The organism is Rhodopseudomonas palustris (assembly GCF_003031265.1).
Taxonomy (GTDB): Bacteria; Pseudomonadota; Alphaproteobacteria; order Rhizobiales; family Xanthobacteraceae; genus Rhodopseudomonas; species Rhodopseudomonas palustris_H.
The window spans coordinates 959,465-976,980 of sequence record NZ_CP019966.1 but is presented as its reverse complement, the minus strand read 5'-3'; the positions used below and the strand labels follow the sequence as shown (position 1 = coordinate 976,980).

The 17,516-nt window shown below is 65.8% G+C and carries 18 protein-coding genes; 8 read left to right on the top strand and 10 right to left on the bottom strand.

Going from position 1 to position 17,516, the window contains the following annotated elements:
* Positions 1–140: 140 nt before the first annotated feature.
* Positions 141–965, top strand: coding sequence for an AraC family transcriptional regulator (locus RPPS3_RS04535; protein ID WP_234820095.1), 825 nt, complete (start codon positions 141–143; stop codon positions 963–965).
* Positions 966–1,067: 102 nt separating this feature from the next.
* Here RPPS3_RS04535 and RPPS3_RS04530 read toward each other — a convergent pair whose 3' ends face one another.
* The 6 genes from RPPS3_RS04530 to RPPS3_RS04505 all read right to left on the bottom strand — a co-directional run bounded on the left by RPPS3_RS04530 (position 1,068) and on the right by RPPS3_RS04505 (position 7,856).
* Positions 1,068–1,517 carry an NfeD family protein gene (locus RPPS3_RS04530; RefSeq protein WP_107343040.1) on the bottom strand — a complete coding sequence of 150 codons (450 nt, stop codon included), beginning with the start codon at positions 1,515–1,517 and terminating at the stop codon, positions 1,068–1,070.
* A gap of 16 nt (positions 1,518–1,533) precedes the next feature.
* Positions 1,534–2,529, bottom strand: coding sequence for an SPFH domain-containing protein (locus tag RPPS3_RS04525; protein WP_107343039.1), 996 nt, complete (start codon positions 2,527–2,529; stop codon positions 1,534–1,536).
* A gap of 155 nt (positions 2,530–2,684) precedes the next feature.
* Positions 2,685–3,722: a ferrochelatase gene (hemH, locus tag RPPS3_RS04520; protein WP_107343038.1), complete on the bottom strand. Its 1,038-nt coding sequence runs from the start codon at positions 3,720–3,722 to the stop codon at positions 2,685–2,687.
* Positions 3,723–3,896: 174 nt separating this feature from the next.
* Positions 3,897–5,111 (bottom strand): nickel/cobalt transporter, encoded by a 1,215-nt coding sequence (locus tag RPPS3_RS04515; protein ID WP_107343037.1) that lies wholly within the window; start codon positions 5,109–5,111, stop codon positions 3,897–3,899.
* Positions 5,108–5,761 (bottom strand): DUF1007 family protein, encoded by a 654-nt coding sequence (locus RPPS3_RS04510; protein WP_107343036.1) that lies wholly within the window; start codon positions 5,759–5,761, stop codon positions 5,108–5,110. Before RPPS3_RS04510 ends, RPPS3_RS04515 begins: the two co-directional genes overlap by 4 nt.
* 4 nt (positions 5,762–5,765) lie before the next feature.
* Positions 5,766–7,856, bottom strand: a complete 2,091-nt coding sequence (locus RPPS3_RS04505; protein ID WP_107343035.1) for a M3 family metallopeptidase — start codon at positions 7,854–7,856, stop codon at positions 5,766–5,768.
* Positions 7,857–8,063: 207 nt separating this feature from the next.
* Here RPPS3_RS04505 and RPPS3_RS04500 point away from each other — a divergent pair, with 207 nt between their 5' ends.
* From RPPS3_RS04500 to RPPS3_RS04470, 7 genes are all read left to right on the top strand, one after another.
* Entirely contained in the window at positions 8,064–8,324 is a 261-nt protein-coding gene (locus RPPS3_RS04500; protein WP_107343034.1) for a hypothetical protein, read from the top strand.
* A 663-nt stretch (positions 8,325–8,987) separates the two neighbouring features.
* The gene (locus tag RPPS3_RS04490) at positions 8,988–10,130 is read left to right on the top strand and encodes a type III PLP-dependent enzyme (RefSeq protein WP_107343033.1); all 1,143 of its coding nucleotides are present in this window, start codon (positions 8,988–8,990) and stop codon (positions 10,128–10,130) included.
* A 200-nt stretch (positions 10,131–10,330) separates the two neighbouring features.
* Positions 10,331–10,918, top strand: coding sequence for a GNAT family N-acetyltransferase (locus RPPS3_RS04485; RefSeq protein WP_107343032.1), 588 nt, complete (start codon positions 10,331–10,333; stop codon positions 10,916–10,918).
* A gap of 10 nt (positions 10,919–10,928) precedes the next feature.
* A complete protein-coding gene (locus RPPS3_RS24575; protein ID WP_199852187.1) occupies positions 10,929–11,087 on the top strand; it encodes a hypothetical protein in 159 nt (52 codons plus the stop codon).
* Between the two features lie 102 nt (positions 11,088–11,189).
* Positions 11,190–11,576: a RidA family protein gene (locus RPPS3_RS04480; protein WP_107343031.1), complete on the top strand. Its 387-nt coding sequence runs from the start codon at positions 11,190–11,192 to the stop codon at positions 11,574–11,576.
* A 292-nt stretch (positions 11,577–11,868) separates the two neighbouring features.
* Positions 11,869–12,273: a nucleoside diphosphate kinase regulator gene (gene rnk / locus RPPS3_RS04475; protein WP_107346427.1), complete on the top strand. Its 405-nt coding sequence runs from the start codon at positions 11,869–11,871 to the stop codon at positions 12,271–12,273.
* Positions 12,274–12,381: 108 nt separating this feature from the next.
* Complete coding sequence (locus RPPS3_RS04470; RefSeq protein WP_107343030.1) at positions 12,382–13,812, top strand: homospermidine synthase; 1,431 nt, start codon at positions 12,382–12,384, stop codon at positions 13,810–13,812.
* A 305-nt stretch (positions 13,813–14,117) separates the two neighbouring features.
* Here RPPS3_RS04470 and RPPS3_RS04465 read toward each other — a convergent pair whose 3' ends face one another.
* Genes RPPS3_RS04465 through RPPS3_RS04450 form a run of 4 tightly spaced genes read right to left on the bottom strand, consistent with a single transcriptional unit; the run spans position 14,118 to position 17,398 of the window.
* Positions 14,118–14,516 (bottom strand): hypothetical protein, encoded by a 399-nt coding sequence (locus tag RPPS3_RS04465; RefSeq protein ID WP_107343029.1) that lies wholly within the window; start codon positions 14,514–14,516, stop codon positions 14,118–14,120.
* A gap of 60 nt (positions 14,517–14,576) precedes the next feature.
* Entirely contained in the window at positions 14,577–15,299 is a 723-nt protein-coding gene (locus RPPS3_RS04460; RefSeq protein ID WP_107343028.1) for an MgtC/SapB family protein, read from the bottom strand.
* A 33-nt stretch (positions 15,300–15,332) separates the two neighbouring features.
* Positions 15,333–16,352 carry a WD40 repeat domain-containing protein gene (locus tag RPPS3_RS04455; protein ID WP_107343027.1) on the bottom strand — a complete coding sequence of 340 codons (1,020 nt, stop codon included), beginning with the start codon at positions 16,350–16,352 and terminating at the stop codon, positions 15,333–15,335.
* Positions 16,349–17,398 (bottom strand): CobW family GTP-binding protein, encoded by a 1,050-nt coding sequence (locus RPPS3_RS04450; protein ID WP_012494533.1) that lies wholly within the window; start codon positions 17,396–17,398, stop codon positions 16,349–16,351. The genes RPPS3_RS04455 and RPPS3_RS04450 overlap by 4 nt, the downstream gene beginning before the upstream one ends.
* Between the last annotated feature and the right edge of the window lie 118 nt (positions 17,399–17,516).

The window sequence follows — 17,516 nt, the reverse complement described above, 5'->3', positions numbered from 1 at the left end:
AGGGCCGCGCCTAATGACTGGGGTCGGTCGAAAGTCCGCAGGATTTATCAACCCGCTGCATGTCACTCCGCGACAGCAACTGTCGCGCGCGGGGACCGATGATCATGACACGAACGAACTACCAGGACCGACTTGACCGAGTGACGTCGTACATTCACGACAATCTCGATGGCGAGCTTGACTTCGACAGGATCGCCGAAGTCGCGTCGCTCTCGCCATATCACTGGCATCGAATCTATCACGCCTGCCGAGGTGAAACCGCCGTTGCCACCGCACGCCGTCTGCGGCTGCAGCGCGCCTCCGTCAGTCTGGCGCAGACCGATGACCCGATCGCGCAGATCGCGACCAAAGCAGGATATGCCAGCCCGGCGGCGTTCACGCGCGCCTTTGCGGACGCCTATGGGTTGCCGCCGGCGACCTATCGAGAGCGGGGTAGTCATGCCGATTTCCGGCCGGGGCAACTCGCCACTCAGCAAGGTGGCTGGTCGATCGAAATCCAACGATTCGATGCCATTCCCGCGTTCGCCGTCCGCCACGACGGTCCGTATATCGAGATCGGCAAGGCCTTCGGAATGCTGTTCGGTCAACTCGCCGCTCGCGGCGCCCTGCCGGAGCGGATCGAAATGATCGCGGTGTATCTCGACGATCCGACGGCCGTGCCGCCGGAGCGGTTGCGCTCGTTGGCAGCCCTCGCAGCGCCGGGCGGCAAAGACCTCGATCCGCCGGTCGAGCGCATCGAGATCGCCGGGGGCGACTATGCGGTGCTTCGGCACAAGGGCCCCTATGCCGATATGTCGGCCGCTTATAACTGGCTGTTCGGCACCTGGCTTCCGCAATCCGGCCGCGAAGCTGACGACCGCCCGGTCGTCGAGAAGTATCTCAACAGCCCGCAGGACACCAAGCCCTCGGACCTCCTCACAGACCTCTGCCTGCCGCTGCGCTCGATCGCTCCATCTCCAGATTGAAAGCGGATTGGCGCTTTCTCCCGAGGGCTCAGTGTCGTCATCCACACATCTCGGTGTGAAAACCACGAAACTAGGCTCATTACCTCGAGGACGAAGGCCGAGTTACAGCGCCGCCACCGTCAGCTTCGCACCATCCGCCGCGACGATCCGCACACGTTGGCCGGCCGGCGTATCGGGGCCGAACACCCGCCAGACGGTGTCGTCGATCCGCACCATGCCGACGCCGCCCTCGATGGGCTTTTCGAGGGTGAATTCACGGCCCACCAGAGCATCGGTGCGGCGGTTGAGGTAGGGGTTGGTCGCATGAACCTCGACGTCGCCGCCGCGCGCCATCCGCCGCCACAGCGGCACGGCGGCGGCCGCGAACAGGCCGAATAGCAGGATTTGCAGCTGCCATCCCGGCTCCAGCAGCAGCGCAAGCACTCCGACCAGGAGTGCTGCGAGCCCGAGCCAGAACAGAAAGACGCCAGGCGCCAGCAGCTCCAGCGCCATCAGCACCAGGCCGAAGATCAGCCAGTTCCAGGCGCCGAGCGCGGTGAGGATCGCGGTCATGGCAGCGGCCTCCGTCTCACCGCGCCGGCGGCACCGGCGTCGTCGGCGGCACCGAGCCGCGGCGGGCGGCCTGCGCCGAGGCGGCGCTTTCGCCGAAGGTCGCCTTGGCGATCTCGCCGATGCCGGCGAGCGAGCCGAGCATGCTCATCGCCTCGACCGGCAGCATGATCACCTTCTGGTTCGGCGATTCGGCGAGCTGGCCGAACGCCTTGATGTACTTGTCGGCGATGAAGTAGTTCAGCGCCGCGACATCGCCCTTGCCGATCGCTTCCGACACCATCTGGGTGGCCCGCGCTTCGGCTTCGGCGGAGCGCTCGCGCGCCTCGGCGTCGCGGAACGCAGCTTCGCGACGGCCCTCGGCTTGCAGGATCTGGGCCTGCTTGGCGCCCTCGGCGCGCAAGATCTCCGACTGGCGCTGACCTTCGGCCTGCAAGATGTCGGCGCGCTTGACGCGCTCGGCCTTCATCTGCCGGCCCATCGCCTCCACCAGATCGTTCGGCGGCACGATGTCCTTGATCTCGATGCGGTTGACCTTGATGCCCCACGGCGACACCGCAGCATCGACGACGCGCAGCAGCCGCTCGTTGATCTCGTCGCGATGCGACAACACTTGGTCGAGATCCATCGAGCCCATCACCGAACGGATGTTGGTCATGGTCAGCACGATGATCGCCTGCTGCAGATTATCGACCTCGTAGCTCGCCTTGGCGGCGTCAAACACCTGATAGAACGCGACGCCGTCGACTGTCACGGTGGCGTTGTCCTTGGTGATGACTTCCTGCTGCGGGATCTCGATCACCTGCTCCATCACATTCATCTTGCGGCCGACGCGATCGAAATACGGAATGATCAGGTTGAGGCCCGGCGACAGCGTCCGGGTGAACTTGCCGAACCGTTCGATGGTCCAGTTGTAACCCTGCGGCACCGTCTTGACGCCCGCGAACAGCGTCAGGATCACCAGCAGGACGAGAACGATGGACACCACATCGAACCCGCTGAGATCATAAAACATGCAAACTCTCCTCGCCGGATACCGACATCCGTGCGGTCATGGTGATGCGTGCGCCGGCACGGCGCAACACTGGTGGGTCGCGGTCGCCGCAATCCAGGTTCGACGATGGGGGATTTGGTCGCGGAAGGCTGGCGCTGACGACAGCCTTCGCTTGGTTACAGCCAGCCTTGCAGCTCGCGCAGTACGAGCTGGCGGATCACCTGCACACCGGCGTCGGAGTCGTTGAGGCAGGGAATCGCGGTAAATTCCTCGCCGCCGTGCTCCATGAAGATCTCGGCGTTTTCCTGCGCGATCTCTTCCAGCGTCTCCAGGCAGTCGGCCGAGAAGCCGGGCATCACCACGGCGAGCTTGCGCACGCCCTTGCGGGCCAGCGCCTCGATGGTTTTGTCGGTGTAGGGCTGCAGCCACTGGTCGAAGCCGAACCGCGACTGGAAGGTCAGCAGCAGCTTGTCGTCGGCAACGCCCATCCGCTCGCGCAACGCTTCGACGGTTGCCACGCACTGCGCCTGATAGGGATCGCCCTTGTCGATATAGGCCTGCGGCATGCCGTGGAACGAGGCCACGATCAGTTCGGGCTCAAACGACAGCGACGCGAGGTGCGATTTGATCGAGGTCGCAAGCGCGTCGATATAGGCCGGGTCGCGATAATACGGCGGCGTGACCCGCAGCGTCGGCTGAGCGCGCAGCTCGCGCAGCACGCGAAACGCCTGGTCGCACACCGTCGCCGAGGTCGCGGCCGAGTATTGCGGATACAACGGCACCACCAGCAGTCGGGTGCAGCCCTTCGCCACCAGCGCCTCGATCCGGTCGCGCAGCGACGGGTTGCCGTAGCGCATCGCCCAATCGACGATCAGATGGCCGCGATCGCCCAGCGACGCCGACAGCTTCTCGGCCTGCGCGCGGGTGATGGTCTTGAGCGGCGACTCGTTCTTCTCGTGGTTCCAGATCTTCTGGTAGTCCTTGGCCTTGCGAGCCGGGCGGGTGTTCAGAATGATGCCGTTGAGCGCGAGCTTCCAGAACAACCCCTGGTTCTCGATCACCCGCGGATCCGACAGGAACTCGCGCAGATAGATGCGCACACCCTTGGTGTCACAGCTGTCCGGGGTGCCGAGGTTCACCAACAGCACACCGACCCGCTCCGGCGCGGGCGCCGGGGCGATCGCTGGTCCATGGATCGGAACAATGACGCTCATGTTGCTGCTGGCTTCGCGCTTTGGACTATCGTTGTCAAGACGACGCGGTGACGGTCGGTGCGTCGTACACCGCGGCATCGCGAGGGCGGTTCCATGGTGTCCTGATCATCTACGCACGAGCCGCCGCCGGGTTTTGCCTAAACCCACGCAAGGCGCAGATTTGCAGGCTGCTGGTTAAAGACACGTCACACGTTCGGCTGCGACATACCCTAGGAGAAGTCCGCAGCCGAGCAGCAGCACCAGACCGGCGGCGCCAAACTCGAGGCCCCGCATCACCAGCATGCCGCCGCCATCGCGCTGTGCAGCCAGCTTGCGGGCCAGCCCCTTTGCCGACACCGCTGCCACCGCGATGGTCGCGACCGTGATCGCGGTGCCCAGCGCCATCACGAAGGTGGCGACGATCCCGGCCCAGAACAAGCCCTGGGCGAGCGCAAACACCATCAGCAGGATCGCCCCCGAGCAGGGGCGGATGCCGACGGTCAACACCGCACCAAGACCGCGGCGCCAGCCGCCCGGGCCGGCGAGCTCGCTCGGTTCCGGTCCGTGGGAATGGCCGCAATGGTCGCAGGCTTCGCCAGGACCGTGATGATGGTGGTGATCGTGGTGGCTATGCGCATGACCGTGGTCGTGGCCGTGCCCATGGTCATGATGATGGTGCTGATGATCGCCATGCTCCGCGCGGGCGTGGGCATGGCCGTGCCCAGCATGGTCGTGATCATGATCGTGGTGGTGATGGTCGTGATCCGTCAGCGCCGCCGGCACGCCGGCCATCGCCAACTGCGGCTTGCGCATCGAGGTCTGCAGGGCGCGCAGAAAGCCGCCGCCCTTGACCCAGACCAGCCGCGCCCCGAACAGCGCGATCAGCGCGTAGCTGCCGATCTCGATCGCGCGCTCGGCGCTGCACATCGTGCTCGCGGTAGCATTCAGCAGCCAGGCGCAGATGCCGACGATCAGAACCGCCACCACCGCCTGCAGCATCGCCGAGACGAACGACAGCGCGATGCCGCGCCGCGCGGTCTCTTCATTGGCGACCAGATAGGACGAGATCACCGCCTTGCCGTGGCCCGGTCCGGCGGCGTGGAATACCCCGTAGGCGAACGAGATCGCCAGCAGGGTCCACACCGCGCTGCCGTCGGCCTTGGCGGCGCGGATCGTCGCCGACATCTGCTTGTAGAACGCCGATTGCTGCGCCAGCAGCCAACCGATGATACCGCCGGCCTGCGGCTCTGCGGCCCCCTTCGGCGCCCCGAACGGATTATGCGCCAACGCCGCGTGCAGAGCGCCGTCGGCGAACAGGCCAGCGACGGCGATGCCTAGACAGAGGGCGGCCACCGTTCCGAGCTTCCACCTATCCGCGCCCGCCCCACCAAGTCGTTCCGGCTGCGTCATGGGCAGGTCACCGCGATCTTGTTGGCGAACATCGCGCCGTAGTTGGAATTGTCGCCGTTCAGGAAGTTGTCTTCGCTCATCCGCTGCGCGGTGGCGCTGCCGTCGGTCGGGCGCTGGAAGTTCAGCGCGCAGCCGGACGGCGCACCGACCAGGCTGACCGGGTTCTTTTCGGCGAACGAGAAGTCGATGAAGTAGCTCGGGTCGAACACCTCGACCGACAATTCGTTGCTCTTCACCGGCGTCTTCAACGGCAGGAAGAAGTGCAGCGTCAGCACGTTGTCCTTGTAGGACAGGTAGTAGTCGACCGGCTCGCCGAACTTCTGCTTCTTGCCGCCGACCTTGGCGAAGGTGAAGTAGGCGAATTCTTTCAGCGATTCGACATTGGTCTGCGCCAACGGAGCCAGCTCCTCGCGGCTATAGACGCCTTTCTCCTTAGTCTCGATGCCCTGCAGCGCATAGGTCGAGAACATGTCGTCGAACGCCCAGGCGTGGCGGACGCCGGTGAACGAGCCATCCGGCGCATAAACCAATTCGCTGGTCGAGGTCACCCAGACGTGGGGGTGGGCCTCGGCAGTGCCGAAGCCGAACAGGGCCACGACCGCCGCGACCAGCGCGGAGCGGACGGCGGCGCGGCGCAATAGGCCGATCATGCGGCTACGCGGCCTCCGGCGTGTCGAGCAGGCCGCGGCGGCGCAGCAGCGCGTCGGGCTCCGGCTTGCGGCCGCGGAACGCCACATAGGCCTCCTCCGGGTCGCGCGAGCCGCCGGACGAATAGATGTCGTCGCGCAGCCGCTTGGCCACGTCGGCCGCGAAGATGTCGCCGGCCTCCTCGAACGCGCCGAACGCGTCGGCGTCCATCACCTCGCTCCACATGTAGCTGTAGTAGCCCGAGGCGTAGTGATCGCCGGAGAAGATGTGGCCGAACTGGGTCGGCCGGTGCCGCAGCGCGATCTCTTCCGGCATGCCGATCTTGTCGAGCTCCTTGCGCTCGAAGGCGCGGATCTCGCCGATGCTGGCGGCCGGCTGGGTGTGGAATTCGAGATCGAGCAGCGCCGAGGAGACGAACTCGACGGTGGCGAAGCCCTGGCCGAACTTGCGGGCGGCAATGAAGCGCTGCAGCAGGTCGTCCGGCAGCGGCTCGCCGGTCTGGTAGTGGCGGGCGAACTGCCGCAGCACCTGCGGCTGCTCCTGCCAGTGCTCGTAAAGCTGCGACGGCAGCTCGACGAAGTCGGTGAACACGCTGGTGCCGGACAGCGACGGATAGGTCACGTCCGAGAGCATGCCGTGCAGGCCGTGGCCGAACTCGTGGAACAAGGTGCGGGCGTCGTCGGGCGACAGCAGCGACGGCTCACCGCCGGCACCCTTGGCGAAGTTGCAGACGTTGATGATCAGCGGCGCCACCGCGCCGTCGAGCTTCTGCTGATCGCGCAGCGACGTCATCCAGGCGCCGGAGCGCTTCGACGGCCGGGCGTAATAATCTCCGTAGAACAGCCCGCGATGCGCGCCGTTTGGATCCTTGACCTCCCACACCCGGACATCCGGATGCCACACCGGGACGTCCTTGCGTTCCTCGAAGGTGATGCCGAACAGCCGCGTGGCGGTGTCGAACGCCGCAGCAATCATGCCGTCGAGCGTCAGATACGGCTTGATCGCGGCGTCGTCGAAATTGGCGCGGCGCTGGCGCAGCTTCTCGGCGTAGTAGCGCCAGTCCCACGGCGCCAGCTTGAAGTTGCTGCCCTCTTCAGTGACCAGCTCCTGCAGCGCGTCGCGGTCGGCGAGCGCGCGAGCCCGCGCCGGCTTCCACACCCGCTCCAAAAGGCCACGCACCGCTTCGGGCGTCTTGGCCATCGAGTCTTCGAGACGATAGGCCGCAAAGGTCGGATAGCCGAGCAGCTTGGCGCTTTCCTCGCGCAGGCTCAGGATCTCGCCGATGATCGCGTTGTTGTCGTTGTCATTGCTGTTGTCGCCGCGGGCGATGAAGGCGCGGTACACCTTCTCGCGCAGATCGCGCCGGCTCGACATCTTCAGGAACGGCTCGACCGACGACCGCGACAGCGTCACCACCGCCTTGCCGGGCATCCCGCGCTCTTCGGCCGCAGCGCGGGCGGCGGCCACAAAGCTGTCAGGCAGCCCCTCGGTATCGCCCTCGCCGAGCTCCATCACCCACTCCTGCTCGTCGCCGAGCAGATGATGGCTGAAGCTGGTGCCGAGTTGCGCCAGGCGCTCGTTGATCTCGGCCATGCGCGCCTTGGCGGCCTGGTCGAGGCCGGCGCCGGCGCGGTGGAAGCGGGTGTAGCTGCGTTCCAGCAGCCGGCTCTGCTCCGGCGTCAGGTTCAAAAGCGCCGCCTTGTCGCGCAGCGCCGCGATCCGGCCGAACAGCACCGCGTTCATCATGATCGGATTCCAGTGCCGCGCCATCCGCAGCGACACCTCTTCGTCGATCTTCAGCAGCTCCGGGCTCGAATGCGCGGACACCAGGTCGTAGAACACCGCGGCGACACGGTTCAGCAGCTTACCGGCGCGCTCCAGCGCCGTAATGGTGTTGTCGAAGTCCGGCTCGGTCGGATCGTTGACGATCGCGGCGATCTCGCCGGCGTGGTCGGCGAACGCCTGCTCGAAGGCCGGCATGAAGTGCTCGGGCCTGATCTCGGCGAACGGCGGAGTCTCGAACGGGGTGGTCCAGGCGGCCAGCAGCGGATTGCCGGCATCAGCGGGTGCGGCAATCGGTCCGGAGCTTTCTGACATCAATCCATCCTGAATGCGGGGCCTCGTAATCGCACGACATATACCATTGCGTACGGCTTTTTTGCGCCCGGATTGCCTTGTTGCTGCTGGTAAATTACGCAAGGCGCGCCAGACGCCCCACTGCTGACACTTTACGGGATCATCGGCTTGCGCTTGCCGACGCGGGCGATTTCGTTAGATTGCGCCCGCCAGAAGGACCTTCGAACCATGAGCAAGCCTGCCACCGCCGCCGGATCGCGCCAGATCGCCTGGCCGAGCGTCATCACCGTCATCAGCGCCGCCATCCTGATTGGCGCCGAGGTGTTCGGAGCCGCATTCGCGGGCGGGTGGGCACTGGCGATCCTGTTCGGTCTCGGCGAGAGCGCCGCCCACATCCTGCAGGTGGTCCTGTTTGTGATCGGCGTAGTGATCATGGTCGGCTTCATCCGCAACGCTCAGCGCATCGAACCATTCTTCAAGCGCGCCTGATTTGGCTCCGCGGTCAGCCGCCGCGCCGACGCACCGCCGTCATAATTGTCCCCGTCGTTATTGACGAACTTGAACAGACGTTCAGCTTCGCCGTTGCCGGTGTGATTGATCGGCAACGCTTCCCGACGAGCCGGGATAATTCTCCGGTTAAGACAAAAAAAATCTTGCGGCCCGGCATCGAAACACCTATCTCCAGCCTTGCCCAATTTCGCACGTGCCCGTGGTCGTGTGTCAGTCGGTAGGTATCCGGACAAGAGGCCGGACAGCCGCCAAGGGATGAAGAGCCGAGGGTCTCCAAGCGGCAACGCGACGAGGCCAGCATCTCTCTCAAGAGATGCCGTTGAAGGTGGCTTCCTCTCTTGCAACCGTGACTGACAGCCGGAGGCGAACCGGCGCACCTCGTTCTCAACGGGGGACGCGACTTAAAGCAACGACGGAGCGGGCTTTTTTGGTCTCTGCCGGCTTTCCATCAGCCGGCGCGAATACCGAAGAGGCTTGTCCTTCATTGCCAGTGAGCGGGCGGGATCCTTCCCAACCAATCCAAGGCAGCACTGCTCGTCCGAGCTGATCGCTCGTCGCGCCTCCATCGCGCGACGGCGCTGAAGCCGTCGGATCAGCGCCATCGTTGGTAAGCGCCCGTCGCTGGGCGCGTGGGAGAGTGCCATGACCGAACGTATCCGTGAATTCCTGCGCGACCGCCGCGCCAAGGGTCTGGACGTCGAGCCGTGCCTGGTCGTCGACCTCGAAGTGGTCCGCGACAACTTCATGCATTTCGCCAAGGCGCTGCCGGACAGCCGCGTGTTCTATGCAATCAAGGCCAACCCGGCGCCGGAAGTGCTGTCGCTGCTGGCCTCGCTGGGCTCGTGCTTCGACTGCGCCTCGGTGCAGGAAATCCAGATGGCGCTGGCCGCGGGAGCGACCCCGGACCGCATCTCGTTTGGTAACACCATCAAGAAGGAGCGCGACATCGCGCGCGCCTACGAGCTCGGCATCCGCCTGTTCTCGGTCGACTGCACCGCCGAAGTGGAGAAGGTCGCGCGTGCGGCGCCCGGCTCGAAGGTGTTCTGCCGCATCCTGTACGATTGCGCCGGCGCCGAGTGGCCGCTGTCGCGCAAGTTCGGCTGCGATCCGGAGATGGCGGTGGACGTGCTCGACAACGCCAAGCGTCTCGGCCTGGAAGCCTATGGCATCTCGTTCCATGTCGGCTCGCAGCAGCGCAAGGTGAAGGCGTGGGACCGCGCGCTGGCGATGGCCGCGCAGGTGTTCCGCGACTGCGCCGAGCGCGGCATCACGCTGTCGATGGTCAACATGGGTGGCGGCTTCCCGACCAAGTATCTGAAGGAAGTCCCGCCGGTCGTGCAGTACGGCCGCTCGATCTTCCGGGCGCTGCGCAAGCACTTCGGCAACCAGATCCCGGAGACCATCATCGAGCCGGGCCGCGGCATGGTCGGCAACGCCGGCGTGATCGAGACCGAAGTCGTTCTGATTTCGAAGAAGAGCGACGAGGACGACGTGCGCTGGGTGTATCTCGACATCGGCAAGTTCGGCGGTCTGGCCGAGACGATGGACGAGTCGATCCGCTACGCGATCCGTTCGCGCCACGACGGCGCCGAGATGACGCCCTGCGTGCTCGCCGGCCCGACCTGCGATTCGGCCGACGTGCTGTACGAGAAGATGCCGTATCCGCTGCCGGTGACGCTCGAGATTGGCGACAAGCTGCTGATCGAAGGCACCGGGGCCTATACGTCGACCTACTCGTCGGTGGCGTTCAACGGCTTCCCGCCGCTGGCGACCTACCACATCTGATGTCCGCTCCTCCGCGCTGCGGGGGGCGGATAGCAGGGTGAATCAGCGACTCGTGTCGCCCTCACCCCGGCCCTCTCCCGCAGGCGGGAGCGGGAGCAGAACAATTGAGGCCGGCTTGCCGGCCTCTCCCTGTCACATTGCTATCTGCTGACAACACGCTGCCGGCGCGGTTCGCCGGACGGCGTGGGGATCGACGTGCCATGACGAACACCCTCGCCCACCTGACTGCCTTGAACGTCGCAGCCGTTCCGTTCGCGATCCGTGCGGAAAAGAGCTCCGACATTGCCGCGCGTGAGCGCCTGCTGGATGCGTGCTTCGGCGAAGGCCGGCATGCGCGCACCTGCCAGCGTTTGCGTGATGGACGCGCGCCCGCGGAAGGCCTCGCTTTCTCCGCGGTCCGTCAAGGCCGGCTGGTCGGCACGGTGCGGCTCTGGCACGTTGACGCAGGGGGCCGAGCCGCACTCGTGCTCGGCCCCCTCGCCGTCGATTCCTCCTGCCGCGAGCTCGGCGTCGGCGGCGCCTTGATGCGCGTGGCGCTGGCGGAAGCCGCCGCCCGCGGCCATGGCGCCGTCATTCTGCTGGGCGATGCGCCGTACTACGCGCGGTTCGGCTTCTCGGCCGACAAGATGGGCGCGCTGGCGTTGCCCGGCCCGTTCGAGCGCGACCGCCTGCTCGGGCTCGAACTGCGTGACGGCGCGCTCGATGGCGCGTCCGGCCTGATCGTCGCCACCGGCGCAGCCGCCAAGCCGGCGCGCGCCGAGCGGGTGCGTCTTCGTCGCGCCGCGTAAGGAGGGTCCGATGCGTTTTCCCCGTCCGACCCACCGCGTCTTCGCGCCGCGCGATCCGGCCAAGCGGCCGCGCGTGACCGTTTTCGTGCTCGCCGTGTTCGCGCTCAAGATCGCGGTCGACGCCTGGCGGCGCCGGCGCACCCGCGTTTCGGAGACCACGACCGCCTGATCCCGCCACCGCCGCTCCCGTCTTCAGCAAGGCTTGATTTGCCGGGGCAGACGCGGCATTGGCTGCTCACCCAAGTTCCCTCAGCTTTAAGGTCGTCCCGATATGTCGCGTCGCCTGATTTCCACCGGATCGCCGTTCGAAAAGACTGCCGGCTACAGCCGCGCCGTGGTCGATGGTGATTTCGTCTTCGTCTCCGGGACCACCGGCTACGACTACACGACCATGAGCCTGCCCGAGGACGTGACCTCGCAGACCCGCAACTGCTTCAAGACCATCGGCGCAGCACTGAAGGAAGCGGGCTTTGCGATGGAAGACATCGTGCGCGCGACCTACTACATCACCGATCCGAAGGATGCGGATGCGGTCTTCGCAGTGTGTGGAGAGAATCTGAGCGAGATCCGCCCGGCGGCGACGATCGTCGCGGTTGCCGGCCTCTACAAGCCGGAAATGAAGATCGAAATCGAAGTCACTGCGAAGCGCCGGAGCTGACGCGGGGCGGCCAAAATGCCGCACCGCTCCTTCGCGCAACCGCCCCTTCTCGGCTTCCCCGTTGACTTTCGGACGGGGAGCCCTACGTTCCGACGATCATGATGATCTTGCCCCGCAACCGCTTGACGCTGCGCGCCGGTCGCCTTCACGCAGGAAGGTGACCCGGGCGCGCGCGTGCGCCGTCCGGGCTTAACGATCTCGTCGACGACTTCTCCCCTTTTTCAGACTGCTACTTATCCCGTGAATGCCGATGCGCATGACGCGCTCGGCGTGACAAGGACCCGTGAAAGACATGATCCAGTCCATTCGTACCCAACGACCGCCGATTACCATCCGGAATCGCGATGCCGAACGGCTCGGCCAGCTCGCCGAAGCCGCTGCGCAGCGCTATCCGGCCACGGCCGATTTCCTCGCCGGAGAGGTCGCTCGCGCCAATGTGGCGTCCGACCACGATCCCCTGCCCGGGATCGTCTGCATGGAGTCAGCCCTCACCTTCCGGGACGATACCACCGGCAAGGAAAAGCAGGTGACGCTGGTCTATCCGACCGAAGCCGACGTCGAGGCTGGTCGTATTTCGGTATTGACCCCGATCGGGGCGGCCCTTATCGGCCTCTCCGTCGGACAATCGATCAGTTTCGAGACCCCGTCGGGCGAGCGGCGCTCGCTGACGGTGCTCAGCGTGTCCGAACCGAATTGAGTAGCCGTCGCAGGTGACATCTGAAATTCACCTCGCCGTCACATTCCCGAACTGTCCTGCCCGCACATAGCGGCGTAACCCCTGCCCCCTGTCCGGAGTTCAAACCTGATGTCGTCTACTTCGAAGATCCACGCCAAGATCACCGGCCCCATTGTGATGATCGGCTTCGGCTCGATCGGCAAGGGCACGCTGCCCTTGATCGAGCGGCACTTCGAGTACGACAAGAAGCGGTTCGTGATCATCGATCCGCACGCGGACAGTGAACTCGCCGAGAAGCACGGCGTCCGCTTCATCAAGCAGGCGGTGACCAAGGACAACTACCGCGAGCTGCTGGTCCCGCTGCTGACCGAGGGCGGCGGCCAGGGCTTCTGCGTCAACCTGTCGGTCGATACCGGCTCGGTCGACCTCATGACGATGTGCCGCGAGATCGGCTCACTTTACATCGACACCGTCGTCGAGCCGTGGCTCGGCTTCTACTTCGACAAGAACGCCGGCCCGGAGAAGCGCTCCAACTACGCGCTGCGCGAGACCCTGCTGGCCGCCAAGGCCAAGAACCCGGGCGGCACCACCGCGGTGTCGACCTGCGGCGCCAACCCCGGCATGGTGTCGTGGTTCGTCAAGCAAGCGCTGCTCGATATCGCCCGCGACACCGGCGTCGAAGTCAACGAGCCGAAGAGCCGCGAAGGCTGGGGCCAGCTGGCGCAGAAGCTCGGCGTCAAGGGCATCCACATCGCCGAGCGTGATACCCAGCGCGCCAAGACCCCGAAGCCGATGAACGTGTTCGTCAACACCTGGTCGGTCGAGGGCTTCGTGTCCGAAGGCCTGCAGCCGGCCGAACTCGGCTGGGGCACCCACGAAAAGTGGATTCCGGACAACGGCCGCAAGCACACCGAAGGTTGCCAGGCGGCGATCTACCTGCTGCAGCCGGGCGCCAACACCCGCGTCCGCACTTGGTGCCCGACGCCGGGCCCGCAGTACGGCTTCCTGGTGACTCACAACGAGTCGATCTCGATCGCCGATTACTTCACGGTCCGCGACGGCCAGAACGTGGTGTACCGGCCGACCTGCCACTACGCCTATCACCCGGCGAACGACGCGGTGCTGTCGCTGCACGAGATGTTCGGCGCCGAAGGCAAGATGCAGCCGAAGTGGCACATCCTCGACGAGAACGAGATCGTCGACGGCATCGACGAGCTCGGCGTGCTGGTCTACGGCCATGCCAAGAACGCCTACTGGTACGGCTCGCAGCTCTCGATCGAAGAAACCCGCAAGGTTTGCCCGTATCAGAACGCCACCGGCATGCAGGTGTCGTCGGCGGTGCTGGCCGGCATGGTGTGGGCGCTTGAGAATCCGGAAGCCGGCATCGTCGAGGCCGACGAGATGGACTTCCGCCGCTGCCTCGAAGTGCAGACGCCGTATCTCGGCCCGGTGAAGGGCTACTACACCGACTGGACCCCGATCACCGACCGCCCCGGCCTGTTCCCGGAAGACATCGACACCTCCGATCCGTGGCAGTTCAAGAACGTGCTGGTGCGCTGACGTCCAGCCGCTTTTGTCGTCGCAAGAGCGGGCCCGCGCACAGCGCACCTCTCCCGCGTGCGGGAGAGGTCGGATCGCGTAGCGATCCGGGTGAGGGCACTCCTCTCCGCGAGTCGCGGACTCACCGCTTGGGGCGCCCTCACCCCAGCCCTCTCCCGCAAGCGGGAGAGGGAGCGCGCTGCGGTTGGGACGCTCGTGCAGTTACCGTAAGCTGGAATCGGCGCAGCTGAACTGCTCACCAAAAAACCGAGCCCGCAAATGCGAGCCCGGTGAGGTGATCGTCGGCCGTTTCTTGGTGGCGGCGGTTAGCCGCCCTTCGGTTGAATCGGGTCGCCGAGTTTCTCCGGCGGCGCTGGCGGCAAGGCGGGTTTGGCGCCGGACTGCACGGCGTCGGCATCCGGCCGGGCCGGTTGCGGCGGAATGTCGTGCGGGCGGGCGCCGCTGTCCTGGGCGGGCTCCGGCGCGCTCGGCTTGCTCTCAGCGCCTGGAGTGGACTGCGGCGGCTGCGGCGTTGCCTGGGCGAATTGCAGCCGCCCTGTGCTGGTATCAACCTGGGTCAGCGACAGGCCGGATAGCGCCACGCCCGCCGCGATCAGCACACCGGCCAGCAGCAGATCCCGCTTGAGGCCGCGCTCCTTGTCGTTGTTGTTCGCCGTCATGACCCTCATCCCTTGCTCGCCGAACCAACGGACGCGCGCGGGCATCGTTCCGGGTTCCGGTGTCGCACCGGGTTCCCGAACCGTCAGAATTAGCGACAAGGTGAATCAATCTTTAGTGCTGGTTTCCCAGGTGGCGAATTCGACGCCGGCTTCCTTGCCGAGTTCGTCGACCACCGCATCCAGTTCGCTCGGCTCCACCGCGGTCGATACCAACGTGGCAACGATCTCGACCTTGTCCTCGACATGCTCGAGCGCTTCGACCTCGACTTCCGCCACCGGATAGTCGGCCTTTTCCAGCCGCTCCTCGAGGTGCTCGCGCAGCCGCCCGGCAGCCGCGCTGCCGGCGGTGAGACGCACCGCATAGGTCGCCTCCGAAGTGCGTTCGTCGAACGGGATGCGGTTGATCGCATTGACCAGCGGCCGCAGCAGCGTGTTGCCGGCGATCACGAACACCGTCAGCGCCACCGCCTGGGCCACCAGATCGCCGCCGGCGCAGCAACCGACAGCCGCCGAGCTCCACAGCGTCGCCGCGGTGTTGAGGCCGCGGACGTTCATGCCCTCTTTCATGATCACGCCGGCGCCGAGGAAGCCGATGCCGGAGACCACATAGGCGATCACCCGGACCGCGCCGTCGGCACCGGCCAGATGCATCGCCAGATCGACGAAGGCTGCGGCGCCGACTGCCACCAGCACGTTGGTGCGCAGCCCTGCGGTGCGGGTCCGGTACTGCCGCTCGGCGCCGATCAGCATGCCGAGCACGAAGGCAACGGCGAGGCTGACCAGCGTGTCGAAGAAGTCCGCTGTCTGGAAGGTGGTGAGAAACCGCATCGGGAGCCGCCTGCTTTCGGAGACGGTTCCCTCTTACAGCGGAAGGATGCCGCCCGCACCATCCTCGTCGGAAAACGCCAGCAGCGTGCCTTTGGCGTTCCAGGCGAGCGCGGCGATCGGCGGCGTGTCATTACGGCGGGCGAGAATCTCGGCGCCGTCATTCATCCGCACCAGCAGCACAGTGCCGTCGCTGTAGCCGGCCGCAAGAATGTCGTTCTTCGGATGGCAGGCGACCGCGCTGACGCGGGCCTGCAGCGGCGCCAGCATCGCCGGCTGCTTGCCCATCGGACCGTCCTTGCTGGCGAACGGCCAGATGATCACGGTGTCGGCGCCAGACGTGGCGAGCCCCTTGCCGCCGACTGTCCAGGACATCGACCGCACCCGGCCGGGATAGCCGGTCATCCGCATGTGCTTGGCATCCGCCAGCCGCCAGCCGTGCAGCGCCGGCTCGTGCATCGCGGTGACCAGGAAGCGGTTATCGGGACTGAAGATCACGCCGAGATGCGAACCGGCCCATTCGAGGAATTCGGCGTTGCCGGCCATGTTCGGAAACCAAAGCGTCACGCCGTTGTAGTGCGCGATCGCGAGCCGCAGCCCCTTCGGCGCGAAGGCGAGGCCGCCGACGGTCGATGGCACCTCGAAGAACTTGTCTTCGCCTTTCGGCGCGCGAACGTACGCGATCTTGCCGGCCGACCACGCCACCGCGCCGTCCGGATGCAGCGCGACGTTGTCGATCCAGCGCCGCTTGGCATCGGTCGCGAAGGTCTCGGTCTTGCCCGACCCATCCAGCAGCGTCACCTTGCCGTCGTCGCCGCCGGTAACGATGCGCTTGCCGTCACATGCCGCGCTGAGAATGCCGCCGCCGTGCAGCGGAACGGTCGAGGTCGTGCCGTCGGCAGCGACCAGCGTCGCGTTTTCTTCGGTGCCGATGAACACCGCGGTGTCGCCGAGGAAGTGGACCGCACTGGCGCCGCCTTCGATCGCAACCGGCTTGACCCGGTCGGTGACCGACGCGATCGACCCGGCCTCGCCGGGCGCCTCGAAGCCGCTCATGACGCGATGCACTTGGCAAAGCCGTCGCGGATCGCCTGTTCGGGCAGATCGCGACCAATGAACACCACGCGGCTCTCGCGCGGCTCGCCCTCTTTCCAGGCCCGCTGGTGATCGCCTTCCAGCATCATGTGCACGCCCTGGAACACGTAGCGGTCGTCGTCGCCGGTGAAAGCGAGGATGCCCTTGGAGCGCAGGATCTTGCCGCCTTCGGTCTGCACCAATTGCTGCAGCCAGGGCATGAACTTGGCGGGATCGAGCGGCTTGTCGCTCTTCAGCGACAGCGATTGCATGTCCTCGTCGTGATAGTGCTTCAGCCCGTGATCGTGATGATGGTCGTGGCCATGGTGATGGTGGCCGTGGTCGTGATCATGATGGTGATCGTGATCATCGGCCTCGAGAAAGGCCGGCTCGATTTCGAGGATGCGGTCGAGATCGAATGCGCCGCGCTCCAGCACGTCGGCGAGCGCGACCTGGCAGCGCTCGGTTCGATGCAGCTTGGCGTAAGGGTTGATCGCACGGATGCGCGCCTCGACTTCGGCGAGTTCGGCCGGGCTCACCAGATCGGTCTTGTTCAGCACGATGACGTCGGCGAAGGCGATCTGGTTCTTGGCCTCGGGCGCATCCTTCAGCCGTTCGCTTAGCCATTTGGCGTCGGCGACGGTCACCACCGCATCGAGCCGCGCGGCGTTCTGCACATCTTCGTCGACGAAGAAGGTCTGCGCCACCGGGGCCGGATCGGCGAGGCCGGTGGTCTCGACGATGATCGCGTCGAACTTGCCTTTGCGCTTCATCAGGCCGGCGAGAATGCGCACCAGGTCGCCGCGCACCGTGCAGCAGACGCAGCCGTTATTCATCTCGAACACTTCTTCGTCGGCGCCGATGATGAGGTCGTTATCGATGCCGATCTCGCCGAATTCGTTGACGATCACCGCGTATTTCTTGCCGTGGTTTTCCGACAGGATGCGGTTGAGCAGCGTGGTCTTGCCGGCGCCGAGATAGCCGGTGAGCACGGTGACGGGAATCTTCGAAGCGGCCGTAGAAGTCATCAGGCAGTTACTCCAGCGCGGAGCCCCGGCCCGAAACACACGGCGTGCGCGTCTCCAAGGCTGAGGCCGAAAATCATGGCGGGACCGCGGGATTCCGGGCGACCGCCGCGGCGGTCCA

Coding starts and splice junctions, on each gene's coding strand:
- RPPS3_RS04530 (WP_107343040.1), bottom strand. CDS start 1,517: ATGACCGCGATCCTCACCGCGCTCGGCGCCTGGAACTGGCTGATCTTC.
- RPPS3_RS04525 (WP_107343039.1), bottom strand. CDS start 2,529: ATGTTTTATGATCTCAGCGGGTTCGATGTGGTGTCCATCGTTCTCGTC.
- hemH (WP_107343038.1), bottom strand. CDS start 3,722: ATGAGCGTCATTGTTCCGATCCATGGACCAGCGATCGCCCCGGCGCCC.
- RPPS3_RS04515 (WP_107343037.1), bottom strand. CDS start 5,111: ATGACGCAGCCGGAACGACTTGGTGGGGCGGGCGCGGATAGGTGGAAG.
- RPPS3_RS04510 (WP_107343036.1), bottom strand. CDS start 5,761: ATGATCGGCCTATTGCGCCGCGCCGCCGTCCGCTCCGCGCTGGTCGCG.
- RPPS3_RS04505 (WP_107343035.1), bottom strand. CDS start 7,856: ATGTCAGAAAGCTCCGGACCGATTGCCGCACCCGCTGATGCCGGCAAT.
- RPPS3_RS04500 (WP_107343034.1), top strand. CDS start 8,064: ATGAGCAAGCCTGCCACCGCCGCCGGATCGCGCCAGATCGCCTGGCCG.
- RPPS3_RS04490 (WP_107343033.1), top strand. CDS start 8,988: ATGACCGAACGTATCCGTGAATTCCTGCGCGACCGCCGCGCCAAGGGT.
- RPPS3_RS04485 (WP_107343032.1), top strand. CDS start 10,331: ATGACGAACACCCTCGCCCACCTGACTGCCTTGAACGTCGCAGCCGTT.
- RPPS3_RS24575 (WP_199852187.1), top strand. CDS start 10,929: ATGCGTTTTCCCCGTCCGACCCACCGCGTCTTCGCGCCGCGCGATCCG.
- RPPS3_RS04480 (WP_107343031.1), top strand. CDS start 11,190: ATGTCGCGTCGCCTGATTTCCACCGGATCGCCGTTCGAAAAGACTGCC.
- rnk (WP_107346427.1), top strand. CDS start 11,869: ATGATCCAGTCCATTCGTACCCAACGACCGCCGATTACCATCCGGAAT.
- RPPS3_RS04470 (WP_107343030.1), top strand. CDS start 12,382: ATGTCGTCTACTTCGAAGATCCACGCCAAGATCACCGGCCCCATTGTG.
- RPPS3_RS04465 (WP_107343029.1), bottom strand. CDS start 14,516: ATGCCCGCGCGCGTCCGTTGGTTCGGCGAGCAAGGGATGAGGGTCATG.
- RPPS3_RS04460 (WP_107343028.1), bottom strand. CDS start 15,299: ATGCGGTTTCTCACCACCTTCCAGACAGCGGACTTCTTCGACACGCTG.
- RPPS3_RS04455 (WP_107343027.1), bottom strand. CDS start 16,352: ATGAGCGGCTTCGAGGCGCCCGGCGAGGCCGGGTCGATCGCGTCGGTC.
- RPPS3_RS04450 (WP_012494533.1), bottom strand. CDS start 17,398: ATGACTTCTACGGCCGCTTCGAAGATTCCCGTCACCGTGCTCACCGGC.